Here is a 21,989-nt window from a genome sequence, read left to right on the forward strand (position 1 = left end):
CCAGTGCGCGCACGCGCACGCCGCGCTCCGCCGCGCGCAGCAGCGCTTCGCTGATCGCGCGGCCGCTGCCGTCGAAATCCCAGATGTAGTATTGAATGTCGACGGTGCGCGTCGCCGCCTCGATGGCCGTCAGACGCAGCTGATAGGCATCGAGCCCGCTTTCGAGAAAGAAGAAACCCGAGCGCCCCGCCGCCGCCTCGGCCGGCGCGACAAGCACCGTCCAGAGGGGCGTCTCTTCGGGCGCGGCAATGGCGGTGACGGCCGGGCCGGGCGCGCGCAGGGGCACGCCGGCGCAAGCGCCGAGCCCGAGACAGATCGCCACCAAAAGACCGGCAAACTTCATCTATTTCCCTGCGGTCCGGCAACGGGCTGCCGATAAGCGCAAGCCTAGCCCCGCAGGCGCCGTCTGTCAGCTTTCGCCCGCCGGCGCGCGGCCGAGGAAAAGGGCGAGCTCCCGCCAGGGCTCGACGGTCCAGTAGCGCGTGGCGGCGCCCGACGGCGAGGTGAGGATGAAGATTTCCGAGCGCTTGTGCGGGCGCTTCTGCCGGCCATGGGCAAGGCGCCCGGTCGGTTCGCGCAGAAAGACGCTGGCGGCCTTCTTCGAGGTGAAGGCGATGGCGCGCGGGACGCAGCGCGCCATCGCCGCCTCGAAGCGCGGCACGTCGAATTGCGCGGGATCGATTTCGTGGTCCATGCCGGAAGCGAGCTTCGCCATGTCGGTGAAGCCGATGCCGAGCGGCAGCAGGTCGGGAAACTCATGCGGCTGGCAGAGGCGCGGCGTCAGCCCGACGTCGAAGAGCGTCCGCCAGAAGCGGTTGCCGGGATGGGCGTAATAGGCGCCGACAGCGGCCGAGCGGCGGCCGGCCGCCGTGCCCACGAAGACGACATCGAGGCCGGGAACGAGAACGTCCGGCAGCTTTTCCCGGCTGATGGTCTTTCGCCAGCGTTTCGGCATCAGACCTCTTCGGGCGCGCAACCGAATTTCAGCAGATTGCCGTGGCAGTCCCAGACATAGAACTCCTTCATGTTCCAGGGCCGGACCTGAAAATCCGAAATGCGTTCGCCGTCGATGGGGTTTACGCCGATACCCGCTTTCGAATATTCCGCGTAGAGCGCCGGCACCTGCCCGCCCCGGATATAGCAGGAGGTGCTTTCGGGATAGATGCGGTCCGACGCCAGCCAGAAATGGATTTCCATTCCGTCGCGGCGGACGATCAGATAGTCGCCGAAGAGTTCGGCAGTGAAGCCTAGCTTCTCTTCATAGAAGCGCTTCGACTGCGCGAGGTCGAGCGAGGCGAGAACGGGAATGGCGATGGCGGGATCGGTCATGTCCCCTACTCCGCCGCCTTGCCGCCCAATGACCTGTTGGCCGCCTTGTTCGCCGCGTCGGCCTCTTCGAGATAAATCTCGCTTCCCGAATTGCGGAACTCGCTCGCCATTTCGGCCATGCCGCTTTCGGCATAGTCGCGGACTTCCTGCGTGATCTTCATCGAGCAGAATTTCGGGCCGCACATCGAACAGAAATGCGCCACCTTGTGGGCTTCCTTGGGCAGCGTGCGGTCGTGGAACTCCTTGGCGCGTTCGGGATCGAGCGCGAGGTTGAACTGGTCCTCCCAGCGGAATTCGAAACGCGCGCGTGACAGCGCGTCGTCGCGAAGCTGCGCCGCCGGGTGGCCCTTGGCGAGGTCGGCGGCATGGGCGGCGATCTTGTAGGTGATGACACCCTCTTTCACATCTGCCCTGTCCGGCAGGCCGAGATGTTCCTTGGGCGTCACATAGCAGAGCATGGCGCAGCCGAACCAGCCGATCATAGCGGCGCCGATGCCCGACGTGATGTGGTCGTAGCCGGGCGCGATGTCGGTGGTGAGCGGCCCGAGCGTGTAGAAGGGGGCGCCGCCGCAATGCTTCAACTGCTTGTCCATGTTGACCTTGATCTTGTGCATCGGCACATGACCCGGGCCCTCGATCATCACCTGGCAGCCCTTCGCCCAAGCGATCTGCGTCAGCTCGCCCAGCGTTTCGAGCTCGGCGAATTGCGCCTCGTCATTGGCGTCCGCAATCGAACCCGGACGCAACCCGTCGCCCAGCGAGAAGGAGACATCGTATTGGCGCATGATGTCGCAAATCTCGGCGAAGTGGGTGTAGAGGAAACTCTCCTTGTGATGCGCGAGGCACCACTTCGCCATGATCGAGCCGCCGCGAGAGACGATGCCGGTGACGCGCTTCGCGGTGAGCGGCACATAAGCCAGCCGCACGCCCGCATGGATCGTGAAATAGTCGACGCCCTGCTCCGCCTGTTCGATCAGCGTGTCGCGGTAAACTTCCCAGGTGAGGTCTTCGGCGACGCCGTCGACCTTCTCGAGCGCCTGATAGATCGGCACCGTGCCGATGGGGACCGGCGAATTGCGGACGATCCATTCGCGCGTGTTGTGGATGTTGCGGCCGGTGGACAGGTCCATGACATTGTCCGCGCCCCAGCGGATCGCCCAGACCATCTTGTCGACTTCTTCCGCGACCGACGAGGCGACGGCCGAATTGCCGATATTGGCGTTGATCTTGACCAGGAAATTACGGCCGATGATCATCGGCTCGAGTTCCGGGTGATTGATATTGGACGGAATGATGGCGCGGCCGGCAGCGACTTCCGAACGCACAAATTCCGGCGTGATGAATTCCGGAATGTCGGCGCCGAAGCTTTCGCCCTCGGCGATGCGATGCGCGGCATTGGCGGCGGCGGCTTTTCGGCCGATATTCTCGCGCTCGGCGATATAGGCCATTTCGGCAGTGACGATGCCGGCCTTCGCGAATTCATATTGCGTGACCGGATGGCCGGGGAGACCCCGGCGCGGGGCATTGGCGACCGGGAAGGCGCGCGCGAGATGTTTCTCGCCAACATTGCCATTGTCTTCCGGCTTCACGTCGCGGCCTTCGTAAAGCGCCGTGCCGCCGCGCGCTTCGAGCCAGGCCTCGCGGATGCGCGGCAGGCCCTTTTCGAGATCAATCGCCGCGGTCGGGTCCGTGTAGGGTCCCGAGGTATCGTAGACGCGGACCGGCGGCTCCTTGGCGGAAGGGTGCAGCGCAATCTCGCGGAAGGGGACTTTCAGATCGGGAAAGCCTTCCGGCGTTGTGAAGATTTTCGTGCTGGCCGGCAGCGGCCCGGTGGTGACTTCGGGCAGGGCGTCCTTGCGGGGGGCTTGAATATTCATGGGGATACCGTTGGTCAGGCGAAATAGCCGTAGAAGGAAAGAATGGCGCCGAGGAGGATCGTGCCTGCGCCGCCCGCGGTGAACGCGGCCGGGTTGGCGAGCATGCGCGTGCCGAGCCGCGTGACCTCCTGCGGAAAGAGCAGCCGGAAGATGCCGGCGAGAAGCGCGATCCAGCCGAACACCGTGACGATGACCGGCCAGCCCGCCACCCAGACATTATGCGTGAGCACGATGGCAAGACCGGGCACGAAGGCGAGAAGGCCGGCGATGAAAATGAGCGCGCGGCTGTCGATGAATTCCTGCGCCATCGCGCGGTAGGCCGCGCGGTTGACGATCATGCCGATGCCCATCACCAGCAGAGTCGGGCCGATGAGTTGTGCGAGAAATATGGAAGGTTGCATGGATTCGCTCCTTTCCTCGATTGCGTCAGGTGGTGCCGCGCTGTTTCAGCACGACGCTGGCGACGAGACCGGCAAACGCCGTAAAATAGGCCGCGCCGATCAGCGCCGTCAGCAGATTGAGCGGGATGTTGGTCGTGGCGGCGGCCGCTTCCGTCGGCGCAATCAGCTTGCCGAAAAAACTCGGATAGAGACCGCCGACCGTCATGCCCCAGGCGCCGGCAAAGGCGGCGCGGCGCGCGATCGTGTCCTTCGCCATCAGGACGGCGGTGACGACGAGCGGAATGCCGATAAAGAAATCGTCGATGACGAAAGCAAGCGGGCGGCCCATGCCCCAGCTTCGTATCGTCTCGCCGATCATCAGCGAAGCCCCGAGAATACCCGCAATCCAGCGCCAGAAAATCATCGTTCCCTCCCGCGAGCGGCAGGCCATGGGGAAATGAGGGCGGGAACACAAATGACAACGCGACTCCCGTCCCTTCGCCGGCATGACCCGGATCAGGTTCTAAGGGTGGTAGGCCCGCCTCAGACCCATCTCAGCCGGTTGCGCCGGCCCCCCTCGGAATGAGAGAGGAGTGTGACTCTTTCGCCGTTTGAGGTAAAGGAAAAGCGGGGCGCGAACGGAGGAGACGCGACATGAAAACCAGCGCGGCGCTGACGCGCCTTCTCGGAATCGACCTCCCCCTCATTCAGGCACCGATGGCGGGCGCATCGACGGTGGAACTGGCGGCCGCCGTGTCGAATGCGGGCGGGCTCGGCTCGCTGGGCTCCGCCATGATGACACCGGACGAGTTGCGCAAGACGACGGGCGCGCTGCGCGCGGTCACCAACAAGTCCTTCAACCTCAACTTTTTCGTCCATGACGAACCGGACCTCGCACATCACGATGCGGGGCCGATGCGGGAGGCGCTCGCGCCCTATTTTGCCGAGTTCGGCCTCGGCGCCGTGCCCGCGCCCGCCTCGCCCGCGCCGGCGTTCAACGACGAAATGCTGGAGCTGGTGCTGGAACTGCGGCCGCGCGTCGCGAGCTTTCATTTCGGTCTGCCTGCTGCGCACGCGGTGAAGGCGCTGAAAGAGACCGGCATCGTCATCCTTGGCAGCGCGACAACGGCGGCGGAAGCCCGCGCGCTCGAAAGCGGCGGCGCGGATGCCATTATCGCGCAAGGCCATGAGGCGGGCGGCCATCGCGGCACGTTCCTTGATCATGTCGATCTCGGCACGGTGGGCACGATGGCGCTGGTGCCGCAGGTCGTGGACGCGGTCCGCCTTCCCGTCATCGCGGCTGGCGGCATCGGCGACGAACGCGGGATCGCCGCCGCCTTCATGCTGGGCGCGGCCGGCGTGCAGCTCGGCACGGCCTATCTCGCCTGCCCGGAGGCGAGCGTCCATCCCGTTCACCGCAAGGCGCTTGCCGAGGCCTCCGACCATTCGACCGTCGTGACGAAACTCTTTTCCGGCCGGCCGGCACGGGCGATCCGCAACCGGCTGACGGAAGAGCTCCGGCCGCATGAAGGCAACGCCGCACCCTTTCCGGCGCAGCGGCCGCTTGTCGCGCCGCTCACCAGCGCCAGCGCCAAGGCGAATCACGCCGAATTCATGCAACTCTGGTCCGGTCAGGCGGCGGCATTGTCCAGACCGGAACCTGCCGCCGAGAAAACGACGCGCCTGATGCACGAGGCGCGGAAGCTGATGCGGGAATAGGGCACAGGAGCAGGTCTCATGACTGTCGAAATCGCGATGCTTTTCTGGGCCGCCGTGCTGGGGCTCGTGCAGGTGGGTGCGCAGAGCTTCACCTACAAGGCACAGGAGGGAAATTCCTATACGGTGGGCGCGCGGGATGAACCGCGTCCCTCCACCGGGCTCGCGGGCCGCATGGAGCGGGCGCTCAGGAACTTCCTCGAAACCTTCCCCATATTCGCGGCCGTGGTGCTGGCCGTCTACGCCACCGAACGCTCGAGCATATGGAGTGAAATCGGCGCACAGGTCTATTTCTGGGCGCGGCTCGCCTATGTGCCCGCCTATGCGGCTGGCCTGCCCTGGATCAGGACATTCATCTGGCAGATAGCGACGATCGGCATCGTGCTCTGCATGGTGCCACTGTTTGACAGGGCCCTTCTCACCGTGCTGATGGAATAATCCCCATCCGAACGGATGGGAACGGGTGAGCGAGATGTGATTCGATTCCGCCCACGGATGAAGTTCGGGGTGCGGCCAAGCCGAATCGGCCTAGTCTCGTTCCCGGTGGCAACTCACTGGGGAGGAAACCCATGACAATCGAACTCTGGTCGCTCGTCTGGGGCGGCGTGCTTCTCTTTATATTGATCCTGCTATCGGCCAATGCCAACGTATCGGCGATGGGCATGGGCTGGGGCATCAGCAACCGCGACCAGGCCGCAACGACAACGGGCTGGGGTGCGCGGGCGCGGCGCGCCTATCTCAACCATCTCGAAAACCTGCTGATCTATGCCTCGATTGCGGTGCCGGCACATCTCGCCGGCGTGAGCACGGAACTCAGCATCCTCGGCGCTCAGATCTTCATCATCGCCCGCATCCTCTACGCGATCATCTATGTCGCCGGATGGACGGTTCTGGGTATCCGCACCATCGCCTGGTTCGCCGGCGTGGTCGGCACCGCGCTCATCTTCATCGCCTTGCTGATGAACGTCTGACGCGCGCGCTTGTTTCAACAAGAAAGCGCCGGGGGAAACCCCGGCGCTTTTTTTCCCATCTTACCAAAACCGGTCTTGGCTCGCTTTAGACGGGCCATGACGGGTTTGTTGGATGTCGAGCCTCAATCGGCGAACGGATCGGTCATCAGGATCGTGTCCTCGCGGTCGGGCGAGGTGGAGAGAAGCGCGACCGGCGCCTCAATCAACTCCTCGACATAGCGCACATATTTGACGGCCGCAGCCGGCAACTGCGCCCATGAACGCGCGCCCTGCGTGCTCTCGCTCCAGCCCTCCAGCGTTTCGTAGATCGGCGTCACACGCGCCTGCGCATCCATGCCGGCGGGCAGATGATCGATGCGCTTGCCACCGATCTCGTAGGCCGTGCAGACCTTGAGTTCGTCGAAGCCGTCGAGCACGTCGAGCTTCGTCAGCGCAATGCCCGTGATGCCGCCGGTCTTGATCGCCTGACGCACCATCACGGCATCGAACCAGCCGCAGCGGCGCTTGCGGCCGGTGACGGTACCGAATTCGTGGCCACGCTCACCAAGACGCTGGCCGACGGCATCCGTCAGTTCAGTCGGGAACGGTCCTTCGCCAACGCGCGTCGTGTAGGCCTTCGTAATGCCGAGCACATAGCCGATGGCGCCCGGACCGACGCCGGAGCCGCCGGCGGCCTGCCCCGCCACCGTGTTCGACGAGGTGACGAAGGGATAGGTGCCATGGTCGACATCGAGCATCGTGCCCTGCGCGCCTTCGAAGAGAATGCGCTGGCCCTGACGCTTCGCCTCATCGAGCACGTTCCAGACCGGCGCCACGAAAGGCAGCACACGCGGGGCAATCTCTTTCAGCGCGGCGACGATCGGACCGGCTTCGAGTTCCTCGAGCCGGTTGCCCCGGCGCAGCGCATTGTGATGCGCGAGCAGACCTTCGACCTTGATGGGAAGCGTCGAAGGATCGGCAAGATCGACGACGCGGATGGCGCGGCGGCCTGCCTTGTCTTCATAGGCCGGGCCGATGCCGCGCTTGGTCGTGCCGATCTTGACCCCCGAATTGGCGCTTTCGCGCATCTCGTCGAGTTCGCGGTGAACGGGCAGGATCAGCACCGCGTTCTCGGCGATCTTCAGATTGTCCGGCGTTACGACGACGCCCTTCGCGGCGATCTCGTCGACTTCCTTCGCGAAGGCCCAGGGATCGAGCACCACGCCATTGCCGAGAATGGAGAGCTTGCCTTTGCGTACGATGCCCGAGGGTAGCAGCGAGAGCTTGTAGGTGACGCCGTCGATGACGAGCGTATGGCCGGCATTGTGACCCCCCTGGAAACGCACCACCACATCGGCGCGCTCCGACAGCCAGTCCACGATCTTGCCCTTGCCTTCGTCGCCCCATTGGGAGCCGACAACCGCCACATTTGCCATTTAAATCAATGCCTTAGAGAGTTGGTGCCCGGTCCGGCGCGATCGCTTTCGCGACCCCCCAGACAAGCCGAAAGCCCCCTTGACCTTTCGGGCCGGGGGCTTTGGCATTGTCTAGCGGATCGGGAGGCGGAAGGCTAGAAAGAAAGCACACGAACATCTCGAACGGCGGGAGACGAGGCATGAGCTGGCGGCCGGCGGAAGACCCCGTGGCGGGGGACCGGAAATCCTGCGACGCGCTCGACCTCGTGATCGTGCCGCGCGCCCGTGATATCGGCGGCGCGGGGGGCGCCTTCGAGGTCAGGCGCGCGCTGCCACACGGCAAGCGGCAAATGGTGGGACCTTTCATCTTTTTCGACCAGATGGGGCCGGCAACGCATGCGCCCGGGCAAGGCATGGATGTACGCCCGCATCCGCATATCGGACTTGCGACCGTCACCTATCTTTTCGAGGGCGCGATCATGCATCGCGACAACGAAGGCAACGCGCTCGAAATCCTGCCCGGCGCGATGAACCTGATGACGGCGGGAAGCGGCATCGCCCATTCCGAACGCACACCCGACGCAGCACGCGCAGCCGGCCAGAAAGTGAGCGGCATCCAGAGCTGGATCGCGCTGCCGAAGGCGCATGAGGAAACGGCGCCGGGCTTCCAGCATTTCAGCGCCGCGAGCCTGCCCGTGGTCGAGGATCGCGGCGTCACCGCGCGCGTGATCGCCGGAAATGTCTTTGGCGCGACATCGCCCGTCAAAACCTTTTCCGAGTGGTTCTATGTCGATGTGACGATGCCGGCCGGCGCAACGATCCCGCTCGATGCGGCTTATGAGGAACGCGCCATCTATGTGGTCGAGGGCAGCATCGACATCGCGGGCGATATTTTCGAGGGCCCGCGCCTGCTGATCTTCCGTCCCGGCGACGCCATCACCGTGAAGGCGACAACGCCGGCAAAGCTGATGCTGCTCGGCGGCGAGGCGATGGACGGGCCACGCATCATCTGGTGGAACTTCGTCTCATCGAGCAAGGAACGCCTCGAACAGGCGAAGGAAGACTGGGCGCAGGGCCGCTTCAAGCCGGTACCGAACGAGACCGAATTCATCCCGCTACCAGAGAAATGAAGCATGGCAACCAGCGTCCACCTGACGAGCACATCCGGCGTTTTCCAGGAAATCGAGGCGCGCCAGCACCGCCTGACAGCCGACGAGCCGGTGAGCAATCACGGCACCGACAAGGGCCCGGCACCCTACGAATTGCTGCTCGCCTCGCTGGCGGCCTGTACATCGGCGACGCTGCGCATGTATGCAGACCGCAAGGGCTGGATCCTCGGAACCATCACAGCCGACCTGAAATTCCGGCGTGATCCGGAAGGAAACGAGAAGATCGAGCGCACAGTCTCCTTCAGCGAGACGCTGACGGAGGAACAAATGGAACGGATCATGGACATTGTCGAAAAAACGCCGGTCACGAAAACGTTAAAACGCGGCACACCCATTACGACGCGCTTCGTCTAGTATGCCGGTCATGAAAACACATATGGCGACCCGCCGCGCTGCGGCATTCCTGGCCGTGCTTTCGGCCTTGACCTTCCAGACCGTTCCCGGCCTTGCCCAGGCGACACCGGAAGTCGAGGCGCTGGCGACGAAGATCAGGGCCGACCAGTTCAAGACGATCATCAATTGCGAGGGCTGCAACCTTGCCGGTGCCGATTTCGACGGACAGTTTCTGCGGCTGGCGGCGCTTGAACGCGCCGATCTGACGGGCGCACGGCTACGCGGCGCCGACCTGACCGGCATCCACCTCACGCGCGCGAAGCTGGCTGGCGCCGATTTCAGCGGCTCCAATATGGCGGGTGCCGTGCTGACCAATGCCGATCTGCGCGGTGCGAACCTCTCGGACGCGCGGCTCGACGCCGTGCGCGTTCATGGCGCGGACTTCACCGGCGCCAACATCCAGCGCGCCAATTTCCGGTTGCTCGAATATGTGAAGAAGCTGACTTTCGCCGGCGCCGATGCGCGCGGCACGATTTTCCGTCATGCCTTTCTCGGCGGCGTCGACTTCACCGGCACCGACCTCCGCGGCGCGGATTTCACCCGCGCCACCGGCCTCACGGACGCGCAGCTTTCACGCGCCTGCGGCGACGAGCGCACGATCCTGCCGCCGGGGCTGTCGATCCCACATTGCGACGGCAGCTAGAGAGAAGGCCGGCGCTTCATGCCGCCAGAGCAAGGTAGTCGAGACGTTGGGGCAAGCGCTCCGGGCGAACGGTGAAGGTCGCGCCGCGCAGGATCAAATTGATCGTCCCATCCGGCCCGAGCAGCGGCATTTCCACCGCCTCGGTGGTAAGCCAGTGCTGCTTGTGCCAGTCAAGCCGGGCGCGACGGCGATAAGGCCGGGCCTCTGTGGCGACGGCACGAAGCCCGTCAAAGATATCGGCGGCGGCTTCGCCATAGAGACCGGCATCGACCCAACGGCCCGTCACATCGCGGCCCATGCGCTCCGCAAGCTCGGTGCCGACAAAACGATGACGAAAACCCAGCGGCTCCCGGTGCACCTCGATAAGATTGACGATGGGCATCAGCGCAAAGAATTCTGTCGGATCGAAATCGGCACGTGTTGGCGCAAGGCGCGTACCCTTCCTTTCGCGCCAGACACGGTAGAGTTCAGTCAGACGCTCATCCCAGAAAAGCTCATCCATCGAGTTCATTCTTCCCGGTATTCAGCACCACGCCGGCACATTCAATGCGACGGCAGCGGCGCAACGAGATAGTGATCGGGTGGTGGATTTTTCGGCGAGGAATAGCTGACCCCGCGCAGGATCATGTTGACCCGGCCGCTTTCGTCAACGAGCGGCAGCTCGATCGATTCCATCGTCAGCCATGATCGTGGGTGCCAATTCATCGGCGAGCGGCGGCGATAAGGACGGGCCTCGTGCGCGACCTGCAGCAGCGACTCGAAGATGCGCCCGGCTGACTGCCCATAGAGGTCCGCATCGACCCAGCGTCCGGTCGCATCGCGGCCGAGATGCTCGACGATCTCGGTGCCGACGAGGCGATGACGGAAACCAGGCGGCTCCCATTGAACGTCCAGGAAATTGACAATCGGCAGAAACGGCTTGATTTCAGCCGGATTGAAATCGGCCCGCGTCGGCGCAGCCCGCCCGCCCTTTTTCTCCAGCCAGTACCCGTACAGAACGTCGAGACGCTTGTCCCAGAATAGCTCCGCCGTCACTCTTGCCCCCAATCCCGATACGCGGGAAATCCCTATCCCCGAACCCAGTTTCCCGGCAGCATGGTTAAGAAAGCATTACCATGCCGTCTCGCCGACAGCCGCAAGGAATCGCCATGAACGAAAAGATCGATGAGTTGGCGGAACACATCCATGCGCTGCAACTCGAACTCGAAGCCGAAATCGCCAAGCAGAGCGCAGCACTTCGATATGGGCTCGAACATGGACGCGCCGTCTTCGAAGAGGAGATTATCCGCCGCCACCGTGAACTACAGACACGGCTCTCATACTACGTCCTCCATGCCAAGCCTCTCGTCGTGCTGACGGCACCGGTCATCTATTTCCTCATCGTGCCGCTCGTCCTGCTCGACGTTTGTGTGAGCGTCTATCAAGCGGTCTGCTTCCCGGCCTATGGCATCGAAAAGGTAAAGCGGCGCGAGTACCTCGTTTTCGACCGCAGCCATCTCGCATATCTCAATGCACTTGAAAAGCTGAACTGCGCCTATTGCTCCTATGCGAACGGGCTGATCGCGTATGTACGCGAGATCGCCGGCCGCACCGAGGCTTATTGGTGTCCGATCAAGCACGCAAAAAAACTCGCAGGCGCGCACGAACAGTATCGCAGCTTCGTCGCTTTCGGCGACGCGGAGGCCTATCGCAAAAGGATCGAGGAACTGGAACATCAGCCGGAAACGAAATAGGCGGCGCCCCGGAGAGCACCGCCCATTTGTCCATTGCCGATTTTGCAATCCTAGAACGTCAGCGACTTCGCCTGGACGACATGCGGCAGCGCCTGAATCTCGGCGAGTACATTGGCCGGCACATCGGCATCGACCTCGACGAGGCAGATCGCATCGCCCCCGGCCTTTTCGCGGCCAAGATTGAAGTTCGCGATGTTGATACCCGACTTGCCGAGCAGCGACCCGAGTGCACCAATGAAGCCCGGCTTGTCCTGGTTCGTCACATAAAGCATGTGGCGGCCGAGCGAGGCCTCCATATTGACGCCCTTGATCTGAATGAGGCGCGGCAAGCCGCCGGAAAACACGGTGCCCGCGACCGAGCGCTCCTGACGTTCGGTCTTCACCTCGATCTTGATATAGGTCTCATAGGCGCCCTGCTGCTCGCGCTTCACCTCCGTGACCTTGATGTCGCGGTCTTTCGCGATGACCGGTGCCGACACCATGTTGACGTCTTCGAGTTGCGGTTTCAGAAGACCGGTCAGCGCCGCATTGGTGAGCACACGCGTGTTCATTTCGGCAACGTCGCCCGCGTATTCGATGGTGACGGCGGAAATGCCCGTCTCCGTGAGCTGGCCCGCGAAAGAGCCAAGCTGCTGCGCAAGCGTCAGATACGGCGTCAGCTTCGGCGCTTCTTCCGCCGACACAGCCGGCACGTTGATCGAATTGGCGATAGCACCCGTCAGCAGGTAGTCCGCCATCTGTTCGGCAACCTGCAGTGCGACATTTTCCTGCGCCTCGTTGGTCGAGGCACCGAGATGCGGCGTGCAAATGACCTGCTCCATGCCGAAGAGCGGGTTGGACTTGGCCGGCTCTTCCTCGAACACGTCAAGCGCCGCACCGCCAACATGACCGCTTTCGATCGCCGCCTTGAGATCAGCTTCGACGATGAGGCCGCCGCGCGCGCAATTGACGATGCGAACGCCCTTCTTGCACTTGGCAAGATTTCCGGCATTGAGAATGTTGCGCGTCTTGTCAGTCAAGGGCGTGTGCAGCGTGATGAAATCGGCGCGCTTCAGAAGCTCGTCGAGCTCGACTTTCTCGACGCCGAGATCACTGGCGCGGTCGGGGGTCAGGAACGGATCGAAGGCGACGACCTTCATGCGAAGGCCAAGCGCCCGGTCGGCGACGATGGAGCCGATATTGCCGCAGCCGATGATGCCGAGGGTCTTGGCCGTCACTTCGATGCCCATGAATTTCGACTTTTCCCACTTGCCGGCATGGGTGGAGGCGTTCGCTTGCGGAATATCGCGGGCGAGCGCGAACATCATGGCGATGGCATGTTCGGCCGTCGTGATCGAATTGCCGAAAGGCGTATTCATCACGATAACGCCGGCGGCGGTGGCGGCGGGTAGATCGACGTTGTCGACGCCGATGCCAGCGCGGCCGACGACTTTCAGCTTCTTCGCGGCGGCAAGCACAGGCGGCGTGACCTTGGTCGCCGAACGGATCGCGAGACCGTCATAGTCGCCGATGATCTTGATGAGCTCATCGCGGTCAAGACCGGTCTTGCCGCCGACCTCGATGCCGCGATCCTTGAAAATCTGCACGGCCGCGGGCGAAAGCTTGTCGGAAATCAGAACCTTGGGCATGAATGCCTCCTGGTTGAATGGCCAGCCGTCCCGCGAGCATCGCTCGCCGGACCGGCGGCTCAATGAACGAAATTGGTCAGGCCGCCGCCTTCAGCGACGCTTTGGCTTGCGCATAAGCCCAGTCGAGCCACGGCATCAACGAGCGCATGTCGGACACCTCAATGGTCGCGCCCGCCCAGATGCGAAGGCCGGCCGGCGCATCGCGGTAGCCGGCGATATCGTTGGCGACGCCTTCCTTGTCGAGCAGGTCGGCGATCTTCTTGGCGAAAGCAGCCTGATCGTCGCCGGAAAGCGCGGTCACATCCGGGTCGACGACTTTGAGGCAGACCGAGGTGTTGGAGCGCGTGTCGACTTTCTCGGCGAGGAAATCGACCCAAGGTGTGCGGGCGGCCCATTCGGCGATGACGGCGGCATTGGCGTCCGCCCGGCCGATCAGAGATTTGAGACCGCCGATGGAGGCTGCCCAGTCGAGCGCGTCGAGATAATCCTCGACGGCGATCATGGACGGCGTGTTGATAGTCTCGCCCTTGAAGATACCGTCGATCAGCTTGCCGCCCTTGGTCATACGAAAGATCTTCGGCAACGGCCATGCGGGCGTGTAGCTCTCGAGCCGCTCGACGGCGCGGGGGCCGAGGATCAGCATGCCATGCGCCGCCTCGCCGCCCAGCACCTTCTGCCAGGAGAAGGTGACGACATCGAGCTTCGGCCAGGCAAGGTCCTGTGCGAAGGCGGCCGATGTCGCATCGCAGATCGTCAGCCCCTTGCGGTCGGCCGGAATCCATTCGCCGTTCGGCACACGCACGCCGGAGGTAGTGCCGTTCCAGGTGAAAACGACGTCATTGTCGAAATTGACCTTCGTGAGGTCGGGCAGCTTGCCGTAATCGGCTTTCAGCGTCCGCGCGTCCTTGAGTTTGAGCTGCTTGACGACGTCGGAGACCCAGCCTTCGCCGAAGCTCTCCCAGGCAAGAAGATCGACGCCACGCGCGCCGAGCAGCGACCAGAGCGCCATTTCGACGGCGCCGGTATCCGAGGCCGGGACGATGCCGATCTTGCAGTCGGCGGGCACGCCGAGAACGGCGCGCGTCTTTTCGATGGCGTCGGCGAGACGTGCTTTGCCCGGCTTGGAGCGGTGGCTCCGGCCGACAAGCGCATTTTCGAGATTTTTGATGGACCAGCCCGGCCGTTTGGCGCAGGGGCCGGAAGAGAAGTGCGGATTGGCCGGACGCACGGCCGGACGCTCGATGGCGGTCATTTGCAACCTACCCTTTCAGATAGCTGCCCCTCGGTGGGGAGGGGTGTCCCGCCGCCGCGTATAAGCTTGTCGTCGAGCGAAGTCAAATGGCGGTACTGCGGCGGAAAATCGCGGCGACCCTCAAGATTCGCACAACGCCTTGCGATTGACAGGCGCGGCACAGCCTTGAAAAGTGGCCGTTCGCTCCCCGTCCCCACGGACTTTGCCTTGCCCATACACCCTTTGTCTCATTGGCTGATGCTCGGCATGCTAGTCGTGCTCTGGGGACTGGCATTCGCCTTCGCGAAAATCGCGGTCGAGACCGTGGCGCCGGAATGGACCATGGCCGGGCGGCTTTTGACCGGCGCGGCGCTGCTGCTGCCCTGCCTGTTTTTCACGAAGGGTGGCCTGCCGCGGGATAGTCGCGCATGGGCGTGGCTCATCGCCCTCGCCCTTATCGGAAACATCGCACCCTTCTTCACGATCAGCTGGGGCCAGCAACACATCTCCTCGGCGCTGGCGGGCATCCTGATCGGCTTCACGCCGCTGGCGACGCTGCTGATCGCGCGCGCCTTCGTGCCCGGCGAATTCATCACGCCGCTTCGCCTCGCGGGCTTCATCCTCGGCTTTGCCGGACTTGTGATTGTGGTCGGGCCGGAAGCGCTGCTCGGCATCGTGACGGCGTCGGGCGGCGATGCCCGCCTCGCGCAAGCGGCCGTGCTGGCCGGCGCTTTCTTCTTTGCCTGCAACAATGTGATGGCCCGCCTCGCGCCCGACATGCCGCTGCTGGCGAAATCGTCAGGCGTGATGCTGGCCGGCGCGCTGATGGGGACCGCTATCTCAAGCGCAATGACGCCACCCACGGCCCTGCTCGCAGCAAGCGCCATATCGCTGCTCGGCGTGGCGGGGCTTGGAATATTTTCAACCGGCCTTGCCGCCATCGTCTTCTTCCGCCTGATCGATCGTGCCGGGCCGACATTCGTCTCGTTGACGAACTATCTGGTGCCCGTCTTCGCCGCGCTGACCGGTTATCTCGTCTTTGGCGAGGAACTGCGCCTCGGCGTGCTCGGCGGCTTCGCGCTGATTCTGGCCGGCATCGCCTTGAGCGAGTGGCGAAGCTTGCAGGATTGAATGCGAGAATCCCGATTGCGGACGTCGCCTCAGGCCGCAAGAGCGCGAGCCGCGGCGGCCGCCAAATCCCTGGCAAAGCGGGCATCGAGCGGGCCGTGTCCGAGAAGCAGCCGGTACCACATCGCCCCATAGAGCATGTCGATCACCGGCCCCACCTGACGACGCGCCTTCACGTGGCGGCAAATGATCTCGCGCAGCGCGTCGCGGCGGCGGGAAGCAAAATCGGCATCGAAACGCTCACGAAACGATGGGTCGAGCCCCGCCTGGCTCATCAGGAATCGCAAGCCCGGCCCCGTGGTCTCAAGCGCGGCGAAAGTGCCGCCGAGAAACTGCTCGATGTCGCCTTCCAGATTGCCCGTTGCCGGATCGGCGACACGCTCGGTGGCATCGACGAGGCAGGCACCGACGAGAAGGGCCGCCTTGTTCGGCCAGCGCCGGTAAAGCGTCTGTTTGCCGACGCCCGCAGCGGCGGCAACCGCCTCCATGCTCACAGCGTCATAGCCCACCTCCCCCAGCAGCGAACGCGCCGCCGCGAATACGGCGGCCTCCACCGCCGGATCGCGCGGTCTGCCGGGCTTTTTCGCTGAGGTTTCTTCCTTCGCCATGACCGGTTCTTGCTAGCACTTGTAATACGGCTCGTCTCGAAATATATAATACGAGACGTATCGTATCGAAATAGGGAGCGCCATATGAGCAAGATCGCCATCGTGACCGGCGGCAACCGGGGCCTTGGGCTGGCTCTGGTGCGGGGGCTTTGCCGGCTTCTTGGCCCTGATGCGGCCGTCTACCTGACCGCGCGCGACGAGACAAAGGGACGCGCGGCGATGACCCAGCTCGTGGCGGAAGGCCTCGCGCCAAAATTCGAACAGCTCGACATTGCAGACCCCGCGAGCATCACGGCTCTCGCAGCCGAGATGAAAAAGCGGCATGGCGGCGTAGATATTCTGATTCAGAATGCAGCCTATGCGCCCAAACCCGGCCCGACAAAGCTCGAAGAAGCGCGCCTTACCATCGACACCAACAATCATGGTACGGCACATATGCTCACGGCCTTCCGCCCCCTGCTCCGCCCGGGCGCGCGCGTCGTCATCGTTGCGTCTGGCTACGGCACACTGGAAAGCCTCGACGCACGGCTTCATCCGCTTTTCGAAAATGTCGGGCCAGAGGATGTCGAACGCAATCTCGAAAGCTATCTGGCGTCGCTGGCCAAGCGTCGTGCACAAGACGAGGGCTGGCCGGATTGGGTAAATCCAATATCCAAAATCGGCCAGGTAGCTCTGACACGCGCTTTCGCGCGTGAGCTTGCAGCCGACGCAAACGCACCTGCGGACATCGTCGTCAACGCCGCCTGCCCCGGCTGGATGATCACCGACGCATCACGGCCTTACCTCGACCAGCTCGATCCCTCGATCGAACCGAAAATGCCCGACGATGCGGCGGGTGACGTGATCTGGCTTGCGACGCTGCCGGCAGGCACGGCGGCACCCTACGGCGAACTTGTTCAATACCGGAAAATCATTCCCTTCGCGACGTCATGACCGTCAGACGGCCAGCGCCACCCCGACACTGACGACCATGAAAAGCGAGGCGGAAACGGCGATCACCCGCATCACACGAGCATCGCGAACAAAGAGGCGGATCGCGTCGCCGCCGAGGCCCCAGAGCGAAGTCGCCATCATCATCAGGACCATGCTGATCGCGACAAGCGCGACGGCCTGCGGGGCATAAGGCGCCTCCGGTGCGACGAAAGCCGTGAACACCATCAGTGTCTGCACATAAGCTTTCGGGTTGGCCGGATGCAGGAGGATGCCCGCCCAGAAAGAGGGCGCAACCTCATGTGGACGCCCGCCAAAGCCTGCCAGCGCAAGCTTCCAGGCAAGCCAGCAGATATAAGCGAAGCCGAAAATCTTCAGCGCCAGAAAAACTTCCGGCAGCGTGACCAGCAGCGCGCCGAGACCAAGCGCGCCGGCCACGATGACGAAGAAGCCGCCGAGCCAGATACCGAGAAGATAGGGAAGCGCACGGCCAAGGCCGAGCGATGCGCCGACCGACAGAAGGCTGAGATTGGCGGGTCCGGGTGTGAAGCTCATCGTGGCGACGAAGACGGCGCCGAGGGCCAGGGTTTCAAGGGGCATGATGTGACCGGAAAGGGAGTGAACCCGGAGAGATCAGAAGGAAATCTCGCCCTTCATGTAGTCGGCGCAGCGGCCGCGAATGATCGTGCGCTCGCCGGCATCCGTGCAGCGCAGCGTACCGCCGCGCGCCGACACCTGCCGCGCGACGAGATCGTTCTTGCCGAGTTTCTTTGCCCAGTAGGGAACAAGCGTGCAATGCACAGCACCCGTCACCGGGTCTTCGTCGATGCCATGCACGGGCGCGAAGACGCGCGAAACGAAATCGAAACCCGAATCCTCGTCGCCTGGCGCCGTGACGATCAGCAGCAGGTCGAGCGGCGTCAGCTGCCGCTTCAGAGCGCCGATGTCGGGCGCGAGCGCCTTCACTTCGGCCGCACTATCGAAAACGGCGAGAAGAAAGGTGGACTTCGCCCAGACGCGCGGGCTCGCGCCGAGCGCCGCGGCGATCTCGGCCTGCGCCGGATAAGGCTTTGCCGGGTTGGCCGGAAAGTTCATCGCGAGCAGGTCCTCCTCACGCGCAATGGTGAGCCGCCCGCTTTTTGTCTCGAAATGAATTTCGGGCGCCGCATGGCCGAGATGCGTGAAAAGCACGTGCGCCGAGGCAAGCGTTGCGTGGCCGCAGAGCGGCACCTCGACCGCCGGCGTGAACCAGCGCAGGCGATAGCCCTCGCCCTCGGGCACGAAGAAAGCCGTTTCGGCAAGATTGTTCTCGGCCGCAACCGCCTGCATGACGGCATCGTCCGGCCAGCTGTCGAGCGGCACAACGGCGGCCGGGTTGCCTTCGAAAACGCGGTCCGCGAACGCATCGACCTGGTAGAGAACTGCTTTCATCGCCATTATTCCGTATTGTATGGGTACAATTTTGAGGATATAGAATAGAAATCTTGCCATTCGGCTCAAAATCATCGATATTGTGACTGTTTTAGAAAGATGATCCACGTTTAATATGGATTCAATGAGTTTATTGTACCCATGACAATTTCGCTTTTCGATCCGGCCGGTATCGCCGCCCGTCCCGGCCCGCGCTACAAGGCCATCGCCGACACGCTGAGCGACGCCGTGAAGATGGGGGCGGCCGCGCCCGGCACCAAGCTGCCGCCGCTACGCGACCTCGCCTATCGGCTTGGCGTCACGGTGGGCACCGTGTCGCGCGCCTATGCGCTGGCGGCAAGCCGCGGCGAGGTGACGGGCGAAGTCGGACGCGGCACCTATGTGCGCGACCGCAACGCAGGAAGCGGCGCAGGAGCGGGCGTCGGCGCGGCGACGTTCCATACCATACCCGACGCGATGCAGGCAGCGATGAAGGCGGCGCTGCCCGCACCTGTCGGCCAGACGGAAATTCTCGGCGCGGCTATGCGGCGCCTCCTCGACGCGCTGCCGGATATGCCCGGCCGCTCACCGTTCAACAGCTACCCGCCCGTCGGCGGCACGCCGTATCAGCGCGCGATGGCAGCGAAATGGGTCGCGCATGTCGGTTTCGCGCCCGGTGCCGACGAACTGGTGATCTGTTCGGGGACACAACAGGCGATCCTGACCGCAGTCCTTGGTACGACAGAGCCCGGCGACACGATCCTGACCGAAGCCCTGACCTACACCGCGATGGTGAACCAGGCAGCGTCGGTGGGGCGGCACGTCGCGCCGGTCGACATCGACGAAGAAGGCCTTGTGCCGCAGGCGCTCGACCGCGCGGCGCGCGAGACAGGCGCGCGAACCATCTTCGTCGTACCGACCCTGCACAATCCGACCAGCGCCATCATGGGCGAGCGGCGGCGGCGCGACATCGCCGATGTCGCGCGGGCGTACGGCCTCGCCGTCATCGAGGACGACATTTACGGCAAGCTGGTCGACGACCGCCCGCCGACCATCGCCAGTTTTTATCCGGAAGGCACGTGGTATGCGACGAGCCTCGCAAAGAGCGTGGCTTGCGGGTTGCGTATCGGCTTTCTGAAACCGCCCGCCGCGCAACTCGAACGCGCCCGCGCCATCCAGTACGGCTTCGGCCAGACCGTGCCGCCGTTGATGGCTGAACTTGCCGCCATACTGATCGAAGGCGGCGATGCCGACACGCTCACGAGGCGTCAGATGGAGGAAATGCGCGCCCGCCATGCGATGCTGCGCGGAGCGCTTCCGGACGGCAACATCGCAACCCGCAACACCTCGTCCTATGCCTGGCTCGCCCTGCCCGATGCATGGCGCGCGCATGCTTTCGTCGAGGCGGCGCGGGCGCGTGGCATCGCCATCGCAGCGGGTGAGGACTTCATGGTCGGACGACCCGAGCGCGCCTCACGGCATGTGCGGCTTGCGATCGGCCAGCCGCAGACAAGGGATGAGCTTGAAAAGGGTCTCGCCGCCATCGCATCCCTCATGGGTGAGATACCTATTGAAATTTCGGCGCCAGCATAACGCCTACGGGTGAAACGCTTCGCCTTTCGTGCTAGATTGCAGAAAATACAGGGAGGTGACGATGACCACCACGCATGATGCGGTGTTCGTTCGTCCCGCGTGGCCCGATGAAGGCCCGGCGCTTTCTGAGCTCGCGCTCGAAGCAAAGGCCCATTGGGGTTATGACGCCGAATTCATGGCGCAATGCCGCGACGAACTCACCATCACATCCGAAAAGATTGCAAAGTTTCGTATCCGCGTTGCCGAGATTGACGGTGAACGGGCTGGTTTCTCGGCAATGGGTGTTGTCGAGAGAATGGCCGATGTCGAAGATCTGTTCGTTGCTCCGCGCTTCATGGGCGTTGGCGTCGGTCATTGCCTGATGCGGGATATGCTCGATCATGCACGCCGTCACGGCATCCAGTTCGTTCAGGTCGAGGCTGACCCGAACGCAACCGATTTCTATGAGCGGGAGGGGTTCCGCATGTGTGGCCAGGTACCCTCGGGATCGATACCGGGCCGCAAACTACCGCTAATGGAACTCAGCTTCTAGCTCTCGCCATCGTCGCTGAATACGGCGAGAAAATTGAGTGGGCCATGGCCCTTTCCAAATCCCGGCGCGGTGCGGATCGCCTCATGCACGTAGTCGCGAGCCGTCTCGACGGCGACCGATAGCTCGACACCCTGTGCAAGAAGCGCGACGATGGCGGAAGCCAGCGTACAGCCCGTGCCATGCGTGTGGCGGGTATCGATGCGCGGCGAGGAAAAAACCTGCATCGTTTCCTGCGTCGCCAGAACGTCGAAGAGCGTTGCACCATCCAGATGCCCACCTTTGATCAGAACGGCGTCGCAACCGAGTCCAAGCAAGGCATCCGCTGCCGCCTTCTGGCTATCGAGATCGCTTATCGTCCGCCCCGTCAGCGCCTCGGCCTCCGGGACATTGGGCGTGACGAGCGTTGCAAGTGGAATGAGTACTTCCTTCAGTGCCGCCACCGCCGATCCGTCGAGCAGCGACGCACCGCCTTTTGCCACCATCACGGGATCGACGACGAGGAACGGCACCTCGGCATGCGCGCCAAGCTCAGCCGCCACGGCCTCGACGATCGCCGCGCTGTGCAGCATGCCGGTCTTCACCGCATCGGCACCAATGTCGTCAAGCACGGCCTTCATCTGCGCACGCACGATCTCGACCGGCACCTCATGGATACCGTGGACGCCCAGCGTGTTCTGGGCTGTAATCGCTGTGACCGCCGTCATGGCGAAACCGCCCATCGCGGTGACGCTCTTGATGTCGGCCTGGATGCCGGCGCCACCGCTCGAATCCGAACCGGCGACAATGAGGACACGGCCCCTCATGCTCTCGTTCATTAGATGACTTTCTTCCGTTCCGGCTCTCACGCCACTCAGCATCCAGACCGTTTGACCCGCCATGGCCCCGGGGTTAGGAGTCAAGCGTCGGATAAAATGACAATGGGCCAACTATGACCGATTATTCAGCATCCGTCGCCGCTGCCATGAAGTGCCTCGACGATTTCATGGAGGCCTTCAACGCGCGCGATCTGAAGGCTTGGGAGGCGACGTTCAACTTTCCGAGCGTGCGGCTAGCCTCCGGCAAGCTCGTCATCATCGACAGGCCGGGATGGCACCCCTCCGACACTTTCACGCGTGGTGCTCTCGAGGAGTGGCATCACTCCGCATGGGAACGCCGCGTAGTAATCCATGCGGGCGCCGACAAGGTACATTTCGATACTCGCTTCGCGCGCTTTCGCGCCGACGGCAGCGTGATCGGGCATTTCGACTCGATCTACATCATGACGTGTGAGGATGGACACTGGGGTGTAAAGGGACGATCGAGCTTCGCGCCTTGACGGGCCGCC

General features: G+C 63.4%; 26 protein-coding genes, 1 pseudogene and 1 riboswitch. Of the genes and pseudogenes, 12 read left to right on the forward strand and 15 right to left on the reverse strand.

Annotated elements, in window-relative coordinates; all coding sequences use genetic code 11:
- The 6 genes and pseudogenes from WEB61_RS00430 to WEB61_RS00455 form a co-directional block, all read right to left on the reverse strand.
- A pseudogene (locus tag WEB61_RS00430) lies at positions 1 to 343 on the reverse strand (hypothetical protein); the annotation flags it as partial.
- Between the two features lie 66 nt (positions 344 to 409).
- On the reverse strand, positions 410 to 955 hold the full coding sequence (locus WEB61_RS00435; RefSeq protein ID WP_368062353.1) for a mismatch-specific DNA-glycosylase: 546 nt from the start codon (positions 953 to 955) through the stop codon (positions 410 to 412).
- Positions 955 to 1,329, reverse strand: a complete 375-nt coding sequence (locus WEB61_RS00440; protein ID WP_368062354.1) for a bleomycin resistance protein — start codon at positions 1,327 to 1,329, stop codon at positions 955 to 957. The genes WEB61_RS00435 and WEB61_RS00440 overlap by 1 nt, the downstream gene beginning before the upstream one ends.
- Positions 1,330 to 1,334: 5 nt before the next feature.
- Positions 1,335 to 3,206, reverse strand: coding sequence for a phosphomethylpyrimidine synthase ThiC (gene thiC, locus WEB61_RS00445; protein WP_368062355.1), 1,872 nt, complete (start codon positions 3,204 to 3,206; stop codon positions 1,335 to 1,337).
- Between the two features lie 14 nt (positions 3,207 to 3,220).
- On the reverse strand, positions 3,221 to 3,607 hold the full coding sequence (locus tag WEB61_RS00450) for a hypothetical protein (protein WP_368062356.1): 387 nt from the start codon (positions 3,605 to 3,607) through the stop codon (positions 3,221 to 3,223).
- 25 nt (positions 3,608 to 3,632) lie between these two features.
- Positions 3,633 to 4,010 (reverse strand): hypothetical protein, encoded by a 378-nt coding sequence (locus WEB61_RS00455; RefSeq protein WP_368062357.1) that lies wholly within the window; start codon positions 4,008 to 4,010, stop codon positions 3,633 to 3,635.
- Between the two features lie 52 nt (positions 4,011 to 4,062).
- Positions 4,063 to 4,174, reverse strand: a riboswitch (TPP riboswitch).
- 66 nt (positions 4,175 to 4,240) lie between these two features.
- On the opposite strand from WEB61_RS00455, the gene WEB61_RS00460 reads away from it, so the two are divergent.
- From WEB61_RS00460 to WEB61_RS00470, 3 genes are all read left to right on the forward strand, one after another.
- A complete protein-coding gene (locus tag WEB61_RS00460) occupies positions 4,241 to 5,305 on the forward strand; it encodes an NAD(P)H-dependent flavin oxidoreductase (RefSeq protein WP_368062358.1) in 1,065 nt (354 codons plus the stop codon).
- 18 nt (positions 5,306 to 5,323) lie between these two features.
- The gene (locus WEB61_RS00465; RefSeq protein ID WP_368062359.1) at positions 5,324 to 5,740 is read left to right on the forward strand and encodes an MAPEG family protein; all 417 of its coding nucleotides are present in this window, start codon (positions 5,324 to 5,326) and stop codon (positions 5,738 to 5,740) included.
- Between the two features lie 131 nt (positions 5,741 to 5,871).
- A complete protein-coding gene (locus WEB61_RS00470) occupies positions 5,872 to 6,273 on the forward strand; it encodes an MAPEG family protein (protein WP_368062360.1) in 402 nt (133 codons plus the stop codon).
- A 122-nt stretch (positions 6,274 to 6,395) separates the two neighbouring features.
- Here the strand turns inward: WEB61_RS00470 and WEB61_RS00475 are convergent, their stop codons facing one another.
- Entirely contained in the window at positions 6,396 to 7,688 is a 1,293-nt protein-coding gene (locus WEB61_RS00475; RefSeq protein ID WP_368062361.1) for an adenylosuccinate synthase, read from the reverse strand.
- 179 nt (positions 7,689 to 7,867) lie between these two features.
- On the opposite strand from WEB61_RS00475, the gene WEB61_RS00480 reads away from it, so the two are divergent.
- The 3 genes from WEB61_RS00480 to WEB61_RS00490 are packed head-to-tail and all read left to right on the forward strand — an operon-like array spanning position 7,868 to position 9,872.
- A complete protein-coding gene (locus WEB61_RS00480; RefSeq protein ID WP_368062362.1) occupies positions 7,868 to 8,797 on the forward strand; it encodes a pirin family protein in 930 nt (309 codons plus the stop codon).
- Between the two features lie 3 nt (positions 8,798 to 8,800).
- Positions 8,801 to 9,190: an OsmC family protein gene (locus WEB61_RS00485; protein WP_368062363.1), complete on the forward strand. Its 390-nt coding sequence runs from the start codon at positions 8,801 to 8,803 to the stop codon at positions 9,188 to 9,190.
- A gap of 22 nt (positions 9,191 to 9,212) precedes the next feature.
- Positions 9,213 to 9,872 (forward strand): pentapeptide repeat-containing protein, encoded by a 660-nt coding sequence (locus WEB61_RS00490; protein WP_368062364.1) that lies wholly within the window; start codon positions 9,213 to 9,215, stop codon positions 9,870 to 9,872.
- Between the two features lie 16 nt (positions 9,873 to 9,888).
- Here the strand turns inward: WEB61_RS00490 and WEB61_RS00495 are convergent, their stop codons facing one another.
- A complete protein-coding gene (locus WEB61_RS00495; RefSeq protein ID WP_368062365.1) occupies positions 9,889 to 10,383 on the reverse strand; it encodes a PAS domain-containing protein in 495 nt (164 codons plus the stop codon).
- A 32-nt stretch (positions 10,384 to 10,415) separates the two neighbouring features.
- On the reverse strand, positions 10,416 to 10,907 hold the full coding sequence (locus WEB61_RS00500) for a PAS domain-containing protein (protein WP_368062366.1): 492 nt from the start codon (positions 10,905 to 10,907) through the stop codon (positions 10,416 to 10,418).
- Between the two features lie 113 nt (positions 10,908 to 11,020).
- On the opposite strand from WEB61_RS00500, the gene WEB61_RS00505 reads away from it, so the two are divergent.
- Positions 11,021 to 11,605 carry a hypothetical protein gene (locus tag WEB61_RS00505; protein ID WP_368062367.1) on the forward strand — a complete coding sequence of 195 codons (585 nt, stop codon included), beginning with the start codon at positions 11,021 to 11,023 and terminating at the stop codon, positions 11,603 to 11,605.
- 50 nt (positions 11,606 to 11,655) lie between these two features.
- Here the strand turns inward: WEB61_RS00505 and serA are convergent, their stop codons facing one another.
- Positions 11,656 to 13,233, reverse strand: a complete 1,578-nt coding sequence (gene serA, locus WEB61_RS00510; protein ID WP_368062368.1) for a phosphoglycerate dehydrogenase — start codon at positions 13,231 to 13,233, stop codon at positions 11,656 to 11,658.
- A 76-nt stretch (positions 13,234 to 13,309) separates the two neighbouring features.
- Entirely contained in the window at positions 13,310 to 14,485 is a 1,176-nt protein-coding gene (locus WEB61_RS00515; protein ID WP_368062369.1) for a phosphoserine transaminase, read from the reverse strand.
- A 207-nt stretch (positions 14,486 to 14,692) separates the two neighbouring features.
- On the opposite strand from WEB61_RS00515, the gene WEB61_RS00520 reads away from it, so the two are divergent.
- Positions 14,693 to 15,595 carry a DMT family transporter gene (locus WEB61_RS00520; protein WP_368062370.1) on the forward strand — a complete coding sequence of 301 codons (903 nt, stop codon included), beginning with the start codon at positions 14,693 to 14,695 and terminating at the stop codon, positions 15,593 to 15,595.
- Between the two features lie 29 nt (positions 15,596 to 15,624).
- Here the strand turns inward: WEB61_RS00520 and WEB61_RS00525 are convergent, their stop codons facing one another.
- Positions 15,625 to 16,200, reverse strand: coding sequence for a TetR/AcrR family transcriptional regulator C-terminal ligand-binding domain-containing protein (locus WEB61_RS00525; protein ID WP_368062371.1), 576 nt, complete (start codon positions 16,198 to 16,200; stop codon positions 15,625 to 15,627).
- A gap of 84 nt (positions 16,201 to 16,284) precedes the next feature.
- Here WEB61_RS00525 and WEB61_RS00530 point away from each other — a divergent pair, with 84 nt between their 5' ends.
- Positions 16,285 to 17,133: an SDR family NAD(P)-dependent oxidoreductase gene (locus WEB61_RS00530; protein WP_368062372.1), complete on the forward strand. Its 849-nt coding sequence runs from the start codon at positions 16,285 to 16,287 to the stop codon at positions 17,131 to 17,133.
- Between the two features lie 3 nt (positions 17,134 to 17,136).
- On the opposite strand, the gene WEB61_RS00535 is transcribed toward WEB61_RS00530, so the two are convergent.
- Positions 17,137 to 17,730, reverse strand: a complete 594-nt coding sequence (locus tag WEB61_RS00535) for a LysE family translocator (protein WP_368062373.1) — start codon at positions 17,728 to 17,730, stop codon at positions 17,137 to 17,139.
- Positions 17,731 to 17,763: 33 nt separating this feature from the next.
- Positions 17,764 to 18,561, reverse strand: a complete 798-nt coding sequence (locus WEB61_RS00540; protein WP_368062374.1) for a PhzF family phenazine biosynthesis protein — start codon at positions 18,559 to 18,561, stop codon at positions 17,764 to 17,766.
- Between the two features lie 141 nt (positions 18,562 to 18,702).
- Between WEB61_RS00540 and WEB61_RS00545 the strand changes: the two genes are divergently transcribed.
- Together WEB61_RS00545 and WEB61_RS00550 are read left to right on the forward strand one after the other, a co-directional pair.
- Positions 18,703 to 20,133 (forward strand): PLP-dependent aminotransferase family protein, encoded by a 1,431-nt coding sequence (locus tag WEB61_RS00545; protein ID WP_368062375.1) that lies wholly within the window; start codon positions 18,703 to 18,705, stop codon positions 20,131 to 20,133.
- A 61-nt stretch (positions 20,134 to 20,194) separates the two neighbouring features.
- Positions 20,195 to 20,665: a GNAT family N-acetyltransferase gene (locus WEB61_RS00550; RefSeq protein WP_368062376.1), complete on the forward strand. Its 471-nt coding sequence runs from the start codon at positions 20,195 to 20,197 to the stop codon at positions 20,663 to 20,665.
- Here WEB61_RS00550 and thiD read toward each other — a convergent pair.
- Positions 20,662 to 21,480, reverse strand: a complete 819-nt coding sequence (thiD, locus tag WEB61_RS00555) for a bifunctional hydroxymethylpyrimidine kinase/phosphomethylpyrimidine kinase (protein ID WP_368062377.1) — start codon at positions 21,478 to 21,480, stop codon at positions 20,662 to 20,664. The two genes, WEB61_RS00550 and thiD, sit on opposite strands and share 4 nt — an antisense overlap.
- 113 nt (positions 21,481 to 21,593) lie before the next feature.
- Here thiD and WEB61_RS00560 point away from each other — a divergent pair, with 113 nt between their 5' ends.
- Positions 21,594 to 21,980, forward strand: coding sequence for a hypothetical protein (locus WEB61_RS00560; RefSeq protein WP_368062378.1), 387 nt, complete (start codon positions 21,594 to 21,596; stop codon positions 21,978 to 21,980).
- Positions 21,981 to 21,989 lie beyond the last annotated feature (9 nt).

It is taken from the genome of Parvibaculum sp. (genome assembly GCF_040882025.1).
In the GTDB taxonomy this organism is placed as follows: domain Bacteria; phylum Pseudomonadota; class Alphaproteobacteria; order Parvibaculales; family Parvibaculaceae; genus Parvibaculum.